12 protein-coding genes are annotated in these 13,641 nt (G+C 64.7%); 8 read left to right on the top strand and 4 right to left on the bottom strand.

Translation table 11 applies throughout. The features are described 5' to 3' along the window. Window positions 1–2: 2 nt before the first annotated feature. The gene (locus QCE88_RS34550) at window positions 3–539 is read right to left on the bottom strand and encodes a carboxymuconolactone decarboxylase family protein (RefSeq protein WP_309909951.1); all 537 of its coding nucleotides are present in this window, start codon (window positions 537–539) and stop codon (window positions 3–5) included. Window positions 540–726: 187 nt separating this feature from the next. Between QCE88_RS34550 and QCE88_RS34555 the strand changes: the two genes are divergently transcribed. From QCE88_RS34555 to QCE88_RS34575, 5 genes are all read left to right on the top strand, one after another. Then, complete coding sequence (locus QCE88_RS34555; RefSeq protein ID WP_309909953.1) at window positions 727–1,650, top strand: LysR substrate-binding domain-containing protein; 924 nt, start codon at window positions 727–729, stop codon at window positions 1,648–1,650. A gap of 175 nt (window positions 1,651–1,825) precedes the next feature. Next, entirely contained in the window at window positions 1,826–2,917 is a 1,092-nt protein-coding gene (locus tag QCE88_RS34560) for an HlyD family secretion protein (protein WP_309909954.1), read from the top strand. Between the two features lie 11 nt (window positions 2,918–2,928). Beyond that, entirely contained in the window at window positions 2,929–4,515 is a 1,587-nt protein-coding gene (locus tag QCE88_RS34565; protein ID WP_309909955.1) for a DHA2 family efflux MFS transporter permease subunit, read from the top strand. 22 nt (window positions 4,516–4,537) lie between these two features. Continuing rightward, on the top strand, window positions 4,538–5,992 hold the full coding sequence (locus tag QCE88_RS34570; protein WP_309909956.1) for an efflux transporter outer membrane subunit: 1,455 nt from the start codon (window positions 4,538–4,540) through the stop codon (window positions 5,990–5,992). Next, window positions 5,989–6,438 carry a PaaI family thioesterase gene (locus QCE88_RS34575; RefSeq protein ID WP_309909957.1) on the top strand — a complete coding sequence of 150 codons (450 nt, stop codon included), beginning with the start codon at window positions 5,989–5,991 and terminating at the stop codon, window positions 6,436–6,438. Before QCE88_RS34570 ends, QCE88_RS34575 begins: the two co-directional genes overlap by 4 nt. A gap of 13 nt (window positions 6,439–6,451) precedes the next feature. On the opposite strand, the gene QCE88_RS34580 is transcribed toward QCE88_RS34575, so the two are convergent. Beyond that, complete coding sequence (locus QCE88_RS34580; protein ID WP_309909958.1) at window positions 6,452–7,390, bottom strand: helix-turn-helix domain-containing protein; 939 nt, start codon at window positions 7,388–7,390, stop codon at window positions 6,452–6,454. Between the two features lie 237 nt (window positions 7,391–7,627). Between QCE88_RS34580 and QCE88_RS34585 the strand changes: the two genes are divergently transcribed. Both QCE88_RS34585 and glyA read left to right on the top strand, forming a co-directional pair. Further along, window positions 7,628–8,407, top strand: coding sequence for an SDR family oxidoreductase (locus QCE88_RS34585; protein ID WP_309909960.1), 780 nt, complete (start codon window positions 7,628–7,630; stop codon window positions 8,405–8,407). A gap of 210 nt (window positions 8,408–8,617) precedes the next feature. Continuing rightward, complete coding sequence (glyA, locus tag QCE88_RS34590) at window positions 8,618–9,865, top strand: serine hydroxymethyltransferase (protein WP_309909962.1); 1,248 nt, start codon at window positions 8,618–8,620, stop codon at window positions 9,863–9,865. A gap of 73 nt (window positions 9,866–9,938) precedes the next feature. On the opposite strand, the gene QCE88_RS34595 is transcribed toward glyA, so the two are convergent. Beyond that, window positions 9,939–10,598: a flavin reductase family protein gene (locus tag QCE88_RS34595; protein WP_309909964.1), complete on the bottom strand. Its 660-nt coding sequence runs from the start codon at window positions 10,596–10,598 to the stop codon at window positions 9,939–9,941. Between the two features lie 196 nt (window positions 10,599–10,794). Between QCE88_RS34595 and QCE88_RS34600 the strand changes: the two genes are divergently transcribed. After that, on the top strand, window positions 10,795–12,165 hold the full coding sequence (locus QCE88_RS34600) for a cytosine permease (protein WP_309909965.1): 1,371 nt from the start codon (window positions 10,795–10,797) through the stop codon (window positions 12,163–12,165). A 47-nt stretch (window positions 12,166–12,212) separates the two neighbouring features. Here QCE88_RS34600 and QCE88_RS34605 read toward each other — a convergent pair whose 3' ends face one another. Continuing rightward, entirely contained in the window at window positions 12,213–13,541 is a 1,329-nt protein-coding gene (locus tag QCE88_RS34605; protein ID WP_309909966.1) for an aspartate aminotransferase family protein, read from the bottom strand. Window positions 13,542–13,641: the final 100 nt, after the last annotated feature.

Here is a 13,641-nt window from a genome sequence, read left to right on the forward strand (position 1 = left end):
CTTCAGACCAGCTTCGGGAAGTCGAGCGTCGTGTCGTTCACGCGGTTCACGAGGTTCGTGAAGTTGATGACGCTCATCGCGAACAGCGTGTCGATCACTTGCGCTTCCGAGTAACCCGCCGCGCGCACTTCGTCCAGCCGCGCTGCATCCACCGTGCCGCTGCTGCTGACGAGATGCCGCACGAAGCGCACCAGAGCGTCGCGCTTCGCGTTGCCGGTGGCTTCGCCTGCGCGGATCTGCTGGGTTTCCTGCTGCGTGAGACCGACCATCTTGCCGACCACCGTATGCGCGGCGGCACAGTAGTCACAGCCGACGAGTTCGCTGACGGCGAGCTTGATCGCTTCGACATCGGCCTTCTCGAGGCTGCTCTTCGCGAGGATCGCATCGCCGTTGAGCGTGGCGCCCAGGGCGGCGGGGCTGTGCGAACCGATAGTCGCATAGGCGTTCGGCACGCGGCCCATGGCCTTCTTGATGCCTGCAAACAGGTCGGCGGTGATGCCCGTGGCTTCGTTGACGTTGACTTGGGAAAGACGTGACATGGTGTGCTCCTGGGTTCGTTGAGAAGCCATGTGGATGGCGTGAGTGAACTTTAGGCGCGCGCCGTCGCGGCGTGAATGTCCTGGCGACTCGTAAAACCGCGCGATCGTCTCAAGCGTCGAGACAGCGTCTCCGCCTGCTTCGTGCCATGATCGGGGCTCCGCCTCCGGCCGCATCGACAAAACCGCAATGGATTATCTGACGAGCCTGAAAGTGTTCTGCTCGGTGGTCGAAGCGAAGAGCTTCGCGCGCGCCGCCGACATCCTGGGCTTGTCGCCGCCGGTGGTGTCGCGCGCGGTCGCGGGGCTGGAAGAGCGGCTCGGCAGCCGCCTGTTTAACCGGACCACGCGGCAGATCTCCCTGACCGAGACGGCCGAGCGTTTCTATGCCGATTGCTCCCGCCTGCTCGACGAACTCCAGGCCATGGAAGAACGCGTGTCGCACCGTGCCAGCGAGGCGACCGGCCTGTTGCGGCTGGTCGCGCATACCACGGTGATGACGAGCCGCTATACGCCGCTCGTCGCCAGCTTCAGGCGCGCGCATCCGCACGTGCGTCTCGACGTGACGCTGACCGAACGGCCTGTCGATCTCGTCGGCGAAGGCTACGACCTGGCCATCGTGCTGCCGTTCATGCTCTCAACGGACACGGCCGTCACGCGCCTGCTCGAAACCATTCCGCTGGTGCTGGTCGCGAGTCCCGCGTATCTCGCGCGGCATCCCGCGCCGCGCCATCCGTCCGAACTGACGGATCACGAATTCGTGCCGATGTCCCCGTCGATCCGCAAGCCCGCGCTGACCTTTCGCATCGGTGGCGAGGAACTGCGGGTGCCGCTTGGTCACGGCGTGTCGTCGAACAGCGCGGTGTTCAACCGCGAGATGGTCCTGCAGGGCTTCGGCATCGGCGTGCTGCCGACGGCGCTCGTCGACCGCGACGTGGCCGGAGGCCGCCTCGTCACGCTGCTCGACGCCTACGAACGCGTTGATTCCGCCATCGAGATCCGCATCGCCTACAGCACGCGGGCGCTGTTGCCGGCCAAGGTGCGCGCCTTTGTCGAGCATGCGGTGCGTTTCTGCATCGATCAGTCGATGCTCGCCGACACCGCCCAATCCTGATCTCAGCCCCGCCCCGTCTGGCTCGGGGGCGATTGTTTCCATCCGTGTCATTCACTCATGCGAACCGTGACGGTTGACGGGGTGCATATGCACATCTAGTCTTCCGGCCTATGACGGACGGCTTTAGCGGTCCATTTTTCACTCTCAATCGTGCATATGCACACAAAGCTGACAAATGACGACTCCAACGACAAACCTTCCTTCTGTCGCCGCGCCCGCCCTGGCGCGGCCTGAGCGGCGGATTCCGTGGATGCTGCTGGCGCTGGGCCTGGTCGGGCTGGTGGTGATCGCGGCGGCGGCGTGGTGGGCGCTGGTGCTGCGCTTCCAGGAATCGACCGACGATGCCTATGTGGGCGGCGATGTCACCGTGCTGGCGCCGAAGGTGAACGGCTTCGTGACGGACGTGCTGGTGCAGGACAACCAGCGCGTGAAGGCGGGCCAGGTGCTGATCCGTCTCGATGCCCGCGACTATGACGCACGGCTCGCCCAGGCGGACGCCGACCTGTCCGGCGCGCGCGCCGCCGTGGTCGAACTGCAGGCGAAGGACGCGCTCCAGGCCGCCGTGATCAACCAGCAGCAGGCGGAAGTGCATGCGTCGGCGGCGGAACTGACGCGCAGCGCGCAGGACCGTTCGCGCTATCGCGAACTGGTGAAGGACGACGCGGTGTCGAATCAGATCGTCGAGCGCGCCGATGCGGACTACGCGAAGGCGCAGGCTTCGGTGGACCGCAGCGGCGCGGCGCTGGTCGCGGCGAAGCGGCAGTTGAGCGTGATCGATGCACAGATCGCGGACGCCGAGGCGCGCGTGGCCACGGCCGAGGCGGCGCGCCGGGTCGCGGCGCTGAACGTGGAGTACACGACGATCCGCGCGCCGGTCGACGGCTATGTCGGCAACCGGACGGCGCGCGTGGGCGTGCTGGCGAATGTCGGTACGTCCTTGCTGACCGTGGTGCCCGCGACGGGCCTGTGGATCGACGCGAACTTCAAGGAAGATCAGTTGAAGAAGATGCGCGCGGGCGACACGGTGGATATCGAACTCGATGCGTCGAACCTGCCGCTCAGCGGCCACGTCGAAAGCCTGGCGCCTGCGACCGGCGCGACCTTCAGCGTGCTGCCGGCCGAGAACGCAACCGGCAACTTCACGAAGATCGTGCAGCGCGTGCCGGTGCGCATCCGCCTGGACGTGCCGAAGGGCATGGAAAACGTGCTGCGTCCGGGTCTCTCCGCGACGGTGAAGGTGCATCTGCGCCAGCAGTCGAACGGCTGAGGAGCGCAATCATGACCCGTACACCGACCCCGGCTTCACTCGCCGACCCGTCGACCCAGCCGCTCAAGCTGCGCGCCTTCGCGTTCGCGCTGATGTGCCTCGGCTTCTTCATGGCGACGCTCGATATCCAGATCGTCGCGTCGTCGCTGAAGGATATTGGCGGCGGCTTGTCCGCGAGCCAGGACGAACTCTCCTGGGTGCAGACCTCGTATCTGATCGCCGAAATCCTGGTGATCCCGATGTCCGGCTGGCTCTCGAAAGTGTTCTCCACGCGCTGGCTGTTCGCGGCATCGGCGGTGGGCTTCACGATCACCAGCATGCTGTGTGGCATGGCGTGGGACATCAACTCGATGATCCTGTTCCGCTGCCTTCAGGGCGCGCTCGGCGCCGCGATGATCCCGACCGTCTTCACGACGGCCTTCGTGCTGTTTCCTGGCAAGCAGAGACTGATTGCATCGACAACCATCGGCGCGCTGGCTTCGCTTGCACCGGCGATCGGTCCGGTGATCGGCGGCTGGATCACCGATCAATGGTCGTGGCACTGGCTGTTCTACCTGAACGTCGTGCCGGGTCTGGTGGTCGCGGTGCTGGTGCCGAAGTACGTGCATATCGACACGCCGGATCTCTCGCTGCTGAAGAAGGGCGACTATCTGGGCATCGCGCTGATGTCGGGCTTTCTCGGCTGCCTCGAATACGTGCTGGAAGAAGGGCCGCGCAAGAACTGGTTCGGCGACAACGTGATCATCGCGTGCACCTGGATCTCGGCGATCTGCGGTTTCCTGTTCCTCGTGCATGCCTTTACCGCGAAAGACCCCATCGTCGATCTGCGCGCGCTCGCGGTGCGCAACTTCGCGATTGGCAGCGTGCTGTCGTTCGTGACCGGCATCGGCATCTTCGTCTCGGTGTTCCTGACGCCGGTGTTCCTCGCGCGCGTGCGCGGCTTCGATTCGCTGCACACGGGTCTCGCGCTGCTGTCGGTCGGCTGTTTCCAGTTGCTGTCGATCGGGGTGTACGGCTTCGCGTCGCGCTTCATCGACATGCGCGTGTTGCTGGCCTTCGGGCTCGTCTGCTTCGGCGCGGGCTGTTACTTCTACACGCCGCTCACGCACGACTGGGGCTGGCAGCAATTCCTGCTGCCACAGGCGCTGCGCGGCATCGGCCAGCAGTTCGCGGTGCCGCCCATCGTGACGATGGCGCTCGGTTCGCTGCCGCAATCGCGTCTCAAGTCGGCGAGCGGCCTCTTCAACCTGATGCGCAACCTGGGCGGCGCGATCGGCATCGCGGTGAGTTCCACGATGCTCAACGACCGTCTCAACCTGCACTACCTGCGCCTCAACGAAAACGTGACCACCGGTCGCTCCGCTGTCGAAGACATGCTGTCGCGCAGTTCGTCGCATCTCGCCTCGGTGGCGGGCGACGCGCTGAACGCTTCGCAGGCGGGGCTGGCGTCGCTGCACGCGCTGGTGTTGCGCGAGGCGCTCGTGCTGACCTTTGCCGACTGCTTCTACGTGCTCGCCTTGTGTTTCCTCTTCGGCCTCACGACGGTGCTGTTCGCCAAGCCGATAGGCGTTGCGCCGGCATCGCCGGACGCTCATTGAATCTGCTCATCCGACTCCGATCATGAAGAAACTTGTCCTCTCAAGCATCGCGCTGCTGACGCTTGCGGCCTGTGCGGTGCAGCCGGCGACGCATGCGGATCTGCCCGCGACCGTCCAGGCCACCGCGCCCGCCGACTGGAGCGTCGAGACGCCCAAAGCCGCCGCCGATCCGCTCGCCTGGTGGCAGCAGTTCAACGATCCGCTGATGCACGAGCTGGTGGCATCGGTGCTCGATGAGAACCTCGACCTGCAAGCCGCGCTCGAACGCGTGAAGCAGGCGCAGGCGATCACCACGCAGCGCCGCTCCGTGCTGCTGCCGCAACTCGACGTCAACGCCGGCGCATCCGACTCGCGCCAGAACACGCCGCCGCCGCTCGGTTACGTGAGGCAGGCGGGCATCGGTCTCGCATTGAGCTGGACGCCCGACGTGTTCGGCGGCGAGCGGCTCGAGTTGCTGGCCTCGCAGGCGCAGCTGGTCGGACGGCAACACGCGGCGGATCAGGTGCGGCTCGCGCTGGCGGCCAACACGGCCGGCGCGTATATCGATCTGCGCTGGGCGCAGGCGGAGCTGAAGATCCTGCAGGACAATCAGGCGATCCGCGAACGTGCGCTCAGGCTCACGCAGCGCCGCCTGCAATATGGCCTTTCAACTCAACTCGACGTCGCGCGCGCGCAGAATCAACTGAGCGACCTGCTGTCGCGTATCCCGCGCACGCAGGCCACGATTCAACATCAATTAAGCCTGATCGCGGTGTATTCGGGACGCTCGCCGGAAGCGCTCGACCGGCTGATGCTCGCCGATGCCGGCACGACGCCGCGCATCCCGGTGCCGGCGGGCGGCGCGCCGCAGATGTTGCCGTCGGAGGCCTTGCTGCGCCGTCCGGATGTGCTGGCGGCCTACGCCACCGTCCAGCAGCGCGCGGCCGAAGTGGGCGTGGCGCGGGCGGAGCGCTATCCGAAGTTCTCGCTGCGTCTGACCGATGGCCTGCTGGCGTCGTCGTATCTCGGCCTGCCGACGCTCACCGACAACCTGTTCTCAGCCGCGCTCAATGCCACGAGTCCGATTTTCAACGCGGGACGCATCACGGCGGAAATCGGCCAGAACGAGAGCCGCATGCGGGAATCGGAACTCGGTCTGCGGCAGACGATGCTCGAGGCACTGAAGGACGTCGAGGACACGCGCAGCGATCTCGTCAGCACGACCGAATCGAGCGCGCGTCTCAACGATGCGCTTGCCGCGTCCGGTCAGTCGCTGACGCTGTCGACGCAACTGTACAAGGGCGGCGCCGCGAGCTTCCTCGACGTGCTCGACGCCCAGCAGACCTATCTGCGTGACGCCGATGCACTCAACCAGTCGCAACGCGACCATGCGCTCGCCGCCGTGGCGTTGTACCGCGCGCTGGGCGGCGGCTGGAGCGTGACCGGCGACGACAGCACGATCCAGACCGCGAGCAGCACGACGGAGAAGGCGAAATGAGTCTGATCGAAGAAACGGGCGCGGGCCTCAGTGGCCTCGCGCAAATGCGCAAGCTGATCGCGAGCGGACGCAAGCCCGGCATCCTGGTGTCGCTGGAATTCGACTTCATCGAAGTGGAAGCGGGCCGGGCGGTGTTCGCGGGCGTGCCCGGCGATCATGCGTACAACCCCATCGGCACCGTGCACGGCGGCTATGCGGCCACGCTGCTCGATTCGGCCTGCGGCTGCGCGGTGCATTCGTGCCTGACGGCGACGCAGGCCTATACGACGCTCGAACTCAAGGTCGCGTACCACAAGGCCATCACGCGCGACACCGGCGTGGTGCGCGCGGAAGGGCGCGTGCTGAGCATCGGACGGCGTGCGGCGTTCGCCGAGGCTTCGCTGATGGACATGAGCGGGCGGCTGTTCGCATCGGCGACGTCGACGCTGCTGGTGATGGAACGCTAACCCGCGCGAAGCATCATGCGTGGCGGCGCGCGTAACGTTTCGCGGCCACCGAAGGCAGTTCGCCGAACATGACGCGATAGTCGTTCGCGAAGCTGCTGAGATGCCAGAAGCCCCATTTCGTCGCGGCCGAGGTCACGGACTCGCCGAGCCGCAGATCGCGGCGCACGTGATTGAGGCGCACGGCGCGCAGCCAGGCAATCGGATTGAGGTTCAGTGCTTCCTGGAAGGCGTATTGCAGCGTGCGCCGGCTGAGTTGCAACTGCACGCATAGCTCGGCGATGGACAGCGGGCACGTGCTCGCATCCTGCAAGCGCTCCTGCACGTCGTTGACCAGCGACCAGTAACGCGTGGGACGCGTGTCGGCGCTGGCGGGAGAGGCCGACAGCACTTCGGAGACGGCATAGAGCACCGTGCGTTCGAGCAGCTCGATGCGCTCGTCGGTGTCCGCCTGTTCACCCGGCGACGATTGCGCGGCCGCCGCCAGCGTCTGCTTGAGCAGACCGCGCAGATTGTCGGCGACGTCGGAGGCCATCGGGATCAGCGGCGCCATGTGCCGCCCGAGCAACGATGCGCCGAGTACGCGCATCGGATTCGACGAGAGCTTCTCCGGCTCGATTTCCACGTTCACCAGGATATGCCGGTCGGGCGAGTAGAACTCGAATTCCGGGCCGCTGGAGAAGACGTGCAGGCTGTCGCGATCGCTCTTTTCGCCGCACATTCTCGCGTGACCTTCGAGTTCGAGCGGCACCGCGACGGCAATCCGGTCCGAAGGCACCGAGCCCTGTTGCAGGATGATCCGGTTCAACTGCTCGACGAGCAAACGGATGCCGCCGAGCGACACAACCGACGACGTGCCATGGAACAGGCCGCCGGAGATCTGCGTGTAGTCGAGACTCCAGCCGTCGAACGCGCGGGCCTGTTCGTCGACGTCCGTGAAAGAGGAAAAAGCCACCGTCCGCGCGAGCAGTGTCGCGGCGGGCGCAGGCCGGGGATGAGATGCCGCGATCATCGGGGGAAATCGGGAAAGCGAGGGTGCGCACATTCTAGCCGGGTCATCGCGCGGTGACGCACGGCACGCGCAATCACCGTGCAAACCCTGAGCTTGCCGAAATCCGATAGTGCGAGACATTGCGGCGCCGTAAGTTGCGGCATCGGCCTACGGCCCACTACGGACAAGGAGAACATGCGCATGGTTTCGAGGATCGACGGCCGCCTGGCGGGCAAAGTGGCGATCGTGAGCGGCGGGGCGGGCGGCTGCGGTGCGGCGGCGTCGGAACTGTTTGCGTTGCAGGGCGCGAAGGTCGCGATCATCGACCGCAACGGCGACGCCGCCGAAACGCTGGCGTCGATCCTGCGCGACAAGGGACTCGAGGCGATCGGGCTGGGCGCGGACGTCGCCAGCAAGCGCGAGGTCGATCACGCGGTGAACGCCGCCCGCGAGCGCTACGGCAATGCCGACATTCTCTTCAATCACGCGGGCACGCTGATCGTCAAACCGTTCCTCGACATCGAGGAAACGGAATGGGACTGGCTCATGAGCGTGAATGTGAAGAGCATGTTCCTGATGACGCAGGCCGTCTTGCCGCAGATGCTGGCGCAAGGGCGCGGCAGCATTGTCTGCACGTCCTCGATATCGGCCGTGTGCGCGACGCCCGGCGAAGTGCTCTATGACGCGACCAAGGGCGCGTGCCATATGTTTGCGCGCGCCATCGCGGTGGAATATCGCGACCGGGGCATCCGCTGCAATGCGCTGGCGCCGGGCTTCATCCGCACGCCGCATGGCGTGCGCGAGCTGAAGGATCTTCAGGGCATGGGCGTCGATGTCACCGAGGCGGCCATCGCCGCGCAGCAGGGGCGTCTGTGCGAACCAGCCGAGGTGGCGGCCGCGGCGCTGTTTCTCGCGTCCGATGAATCCAGCTTCGTCAATGGCACGCATCTGTTCGTGGACAACTGCTTCTCGGCGGTCTGACGCTTCCGAAGCCGGAGGAGCGGCGCACGGTCATGCGAATCGAAGGTCACGCAGCAATGCGGCCTTCGATTTTTTTTTGTGCGGTTGTGGCGTCCCGTCCCATCGGAATGTCGGAATTCTTCTAGCAGGCCGAGCGCGCTTTCGGTGAAATGCAGCGTGTGGATCAGGCACCCGAAGCAGTTCGACTTCAACTTTCATCGATACTTCATCATGTTCAATCGCGCTAGCAGCACCGTCGAAAACGTCGACCCCGAACTCTGGGCGGCCATCAGCCATGAAAATCGCCGTCAGGAAGATCACATCGAACTGATTGCGTCGGAGAATTACACGAGCCCCGCCGTCATGGAAGCGCAAGGCTCGCAGCTCACCAACAAGTACGCGGAAGGCTATCCGGGCAAGCGCTATTACGGCGGCTGCGAGTATGTGGACGTGGTGGAGCAGCTGGCCATCGACCGCGTGAAGCAACTGTTCGGCGCGGAAGCCGCCAACGTGCAGCCGAACTCGGGCTCGCAGGCCAATCAAGGCGTGTTCTTCGCGATGCTCAAGCCGGGCGACACGATCATGGGCCTGAGCCTCGCGCACGGCGGGCACCTGACGCACGGCTCGCCGGTGAACATGTCGGGCAAGTGGTTCAACGTCGTGAGCTATGGCCTGAACGAAGCCGAAGACATCGATTACGACGCGGCCGAGCAGCAGGCGCGCGAGCACAAGCCGAAGCTGATTGTGGCGGGGGCATCGGCGTTTGCGTTGAAGATCGACTTCGAGCGTCTCTCGAAGATCGCGAAGAGCGTCGGCGCTTACTTGATGGTGGACATGGCGCACTACGCGGGATTGATCGCGGCGGGCGTGTATCCGAACCCGGTGCCGCACGCGGACTTCGTCACCACGACCACGCACAAGAGCCTGCGCGGCCCGCGCGGCGGCGTGATCCTGATGAAGGCCGAGTATGAGAAGCAGATTAACTCGGCGATTTTCCCGGGCATCCAGGGCGGTCCGCTGATGCACGTGATCGCGGCGAAGGCCGTGGCGTTCAAGGAAGCGCTCTCGCCGGAGTTCAAGGAGTATCAGCAGAAGGTGGTGGACAACGCGCGCGTGCTGGCGGAAACGCTGGTGAAGCGCGGCTTGCGCATCGTCTCGGGCCGTACGGAAAGCCACGTGATGCTGGTCGATCTGCGCGCCAAGAAGATCACGGGCAAGGCGGCGGAAGCGGCGCTCGGTGCGGCGCACATCACGGTCAACAAGAACGCGATCCCGAACGATCCGGAGAAACCCTTCGTCACGAGCGGCGTGCGTCTCGGCTCGCCCGCGATGACCACGCGCGGCTTCGGCGTGAAGGAGGCGGAGATCGTCGGCAATCTGATTGCCGATGTGCTCGAAAGTCCCGAAGACGCGGCCAGCCTCGAACGCGTGCGTGCGCAGGTGGCGGAGTTGACGAAGCGGTTCCCGGTTTACGGTTGAGGTTTTTTTACTTCCGGAAGGGCTGCACAGCGCCGCGCTCATGCGCGGCGCTGTGCGTTGGGACGTGCTGGCCTTACACCTGCGCAAGCGCCTCGTACGCATCCTCCGGAATCTCCGCGAGCCGGGAAGCATGGACTTGCCCGCTGAGTCCATAGAACTTCTGGAAGTTCATGATGAGCGGCGACCACTTGTCCGGATCGATGCGATTGGCATGACCTTCCATGAGCAGATTCGGATGAACGTGAACGCGCTGGATCCGCACTTCGAAGAGACTCAGCGCGCCGCGCAGTTCGTCACTGTCCTCGCCGATACCGTGAGCCGCCGCCAGCACGGCTTCGAGCTGGATCGGGCATTCGAGCGCGCGTGCGGCGGCGACGGTATCGGACTTCACTTTCGTCATGCCCGCGCGGCCGAACTTGTCCGGTTCATAGACATAGCCCAACGCCTGCCGGAACGGTGAAACCGGATTCATGCCCGTGGTTCGCGCGATCCGGTCGACAGCGCTCACTTCGCCGCTCGATGGCAGATTCAGCACGCATTCGCCGGTGCGCAGCAGGTTTTGCGCGGTCTGCGAGGTCGTCGCGATGCCGAGCGCCCCGCGCCAGCCCAGCCAGAATGCCGACGATATCGGTGCGAGGTTATGCGTGCCGTCCTCGTTGACGGTGCTGACGAGCACGACGGGCGTGCCGAGATACAGGATGTGGGGTTCGGCGACGACGTGAGGCGCATTCATGATCTCTTCCTCCTTGATTGAATGCGTCCATGATGCGGATGCCGCGCGCTTCGTTCACCCCGGTTCTTGCGCCGTCATCAGTGAAGACCCGCATTTGCCGAAATGCGATAGTCGTCAAAAAAGCAGCCTCCTAGAGTGACACCCATCGGCCAAGCGGCGACATCGATGTCGCCCGGGCCCCTCCTGGAGACTGAGCATGGATGTGGAACAGCGCAGTATCGAATTCATTCCGCTGGGCGAGCGCTACGGCACGCCCAGGCGGCTCTTCACGATCTGGTTCAGCGCGAACATGCAGGTGACGGCGCTGGTGATCGGCACGCTTGGAATCGTCGCGGGGCTGAGCCTGTTCTGGACCATTGTCGGGCTGATCCTGGGCAATGTGATCGGCACCGTCTTCATGGCCGCGCACTCCGCGCAAGGGCCGCACCTCGGCATCCCGCAGATGATCCAGAGCCGCGCGCAGTTCGGCGTGTTCGGCGCCGGATTCCCGCTTGCGATCGTCGTATTGGCCTACATTCTCTTCGTGGCTGCGGGCGGCGTCGTGATGCGCGATTCGATCAAGGCCATCTACCCGATGGGCGACAACGAAGCCATCATCCTGTTCGGCGTTCTGACCTTCGTCATCAGCTATATCGGCTATGAACTGATTCACAAGATGGGCGCGTTCATGACGCTGCTGTCGTGCGTGATCTTCTTCGCGTCGGCGGTCATGGTGTTCCTCCAGCCCGAGACGCTGACCAAGCTGCATCAGGCGAAGCACGGCTTCTCCGCGGGCGCCTTCAATCTCGTCGTGGCACAGACCGCTTCGTGGACGCTCGGCTTCGGTCCGTACGTGGCGGACTATTCGCGCTATCTGCCGGCCAGCGTCAAGACGAAACACACGTTCTGGTACACCTACCTGGGCGGCCTGCTGGGTTCGCTGCTCGTGATGATGCTCGGCGCCTTGCTCGCGACGCTCACGCCGGCGATCGCGAACGATCCCGGCACCGGCATTGCCTCGATGTTCGGCCACTGGTCGCGCCCGGCGCTCGTCATCATCGTGCTCGGCGTGCTCGAATTCAACGTGCTCAGCCTGTACAGCGCGTATATGTCGACGGTCACGATCTTCAGCGGCTTTCGCAAGATGACGCGCGTCGGCAAGCTCGTGAAGTTCTCGGTGCTCGCCGTGACGGCGGCCGTGGCGACCGTGATTGCGATCGGCACGCAGTATCACTTCAACGACTACTTCGCCGATATTCTCAACGCCCAGATCTACGTGCTGGTGCCGTGGAGTTCGATCAATCTCGTGGATTATTATCTCGTGCGCCGCGGCGACTATTCGGTCACGGAGATGTACGACAGCCGGGGACGCTACGGGAAGTTCAACCTGTCGACGCTGGCCATCTACTGCCTGGGCATTGCCAGCACGCTGCCGTTCATGGACCTGTCGTTCTATCACAGCTACTTCGCGAAGATCATCGGCGCGGATGTGAGCTGGATTCCGAGCCTGCTCGTGCCCGGCATTCTCTACTACGTGGTGAACCGGGGACTGCTGATCGAGTCCCGCGCGGTGGCCAATCAGGCGTGATGCCTCGCGGACTTGCCATGGGGTTGGCAAGTCCGCTTCCAGCCAGATTACTTGACGCTTTCCAGCACCTTCTTCACCGTGCCGAAGAGCTGCTCGATCTGCGCGTCTTCGATGATGAGCGGCGGCGAGAACGCGAGAATGTCGCCCGTATAGCGCACCAGCACGCCCGCCTCGAAGCACTTGACGAACACTTCATACGCACGCGCACCCGGCGCGCCTTCGCGCGATTCGAGTTCGATGCCTGCCACCAGCCCCAGATTGCGGATGTCCTTGACGAACGGCGCGTCGCGCAGCGCGTGCACGGCGCTCTCGAACTTCTCCGCCTTCGACGCAGCGCGCTCGAACAGCTTGTCGCGCTGATAGAGATCGATCGTGGCAATGGCGGCCGCCGTTGCAATCGGATGCGCCGAATACGTATAACCGTGGAACAGTTCGATGGCGTTGGCGGCGCCCGCATCGACGATCGCGTCATGAACCTTGCGGTGCGCGGCGACTGCGCCCATCGGGATGGCTGCGTTGTTGATCGCCTTGGCCATCGTGATGAGGTCCGGCGTCACGCCGAAGTATTCGGCGGCGGTGGCCTTGCCGAGACGGCCGAAGCCGGTGATGACCTCGTCGAAAATCAGCAGGATGCCGTGCTTCGTGCAGATATCGCGCAGCTTTTGCAGATAGCCCTTCGGCGGCACCAGCACGCCGGTCGAACCGGCGAGCGGCTCGACGATCACCGCTGCGATCGTCGAGGCGTCGTGCAGCGCGACGATGCGCTCCAGTTCTTCCGCGAGATGCTCGCCCCAGGCGGGCTGGCCTTTGGTGAACGCGTTGTGGGCGAGATCGTGGGTATGCGGCAGATGATCGACGGACGGCAGCAGGCCGCCCGAGAAGGTCTTGCGATTCGGCCCGATGCCGCCCACGGAAATACCGCCGAAGCCGACGCCGTGATATCCGCGCTCCCGGCCGATCAGGCGGGTGCGCTGGCCTTCGCCACGGGCGCGATGATAGGCGAGGGCGATCTTCAGCGCGGTATCGACGGACTCCGAACCCGAGTTCGTGAAGAAGATCCGGTCGAGCCCTTCGGGCATCAGGCCGGCGACGCGGCTGGCCGCTTCGAACGCAAGCGGATGGCCCATCTGGAAGGTCGGCGCGAAGTCGAGCGTGGCGACGGCCTTCTGCACCGCCTCGACGATCTCGTCCCGGCAATGCCCCGCATTCACGCACCATAGTCCGGCGGTGCCGTCGAGCACCTCGCGGCCGTCGGTCGAACGGTAGTACATGCCTTTCGCGCTTTCCAGCAGGCGCGGCGCGGCCTTGAACTGGCGGTTGGCGGTGAAGGGCATCCAGAACGACGAGAGGTCTTCGATGACGGGGCGGGCATTCATGGCAGGTTGTCTCCGGGAGAAGTGCGGTCACTGCACTGTATTCCGCTGTCATTTTGCGCGGCATAGACAGTTGTCTCACTGCGTTGCTAACTGTGCTGGC

The organism is Caballeronia sp. LZ035 (genome assembly GCF_031451175.1).
GTDB lineage: Bacteria > Pseudomonadota > Gammaproteobacteria > Burkholderiales > Burkholderiaceae > Caballeronia.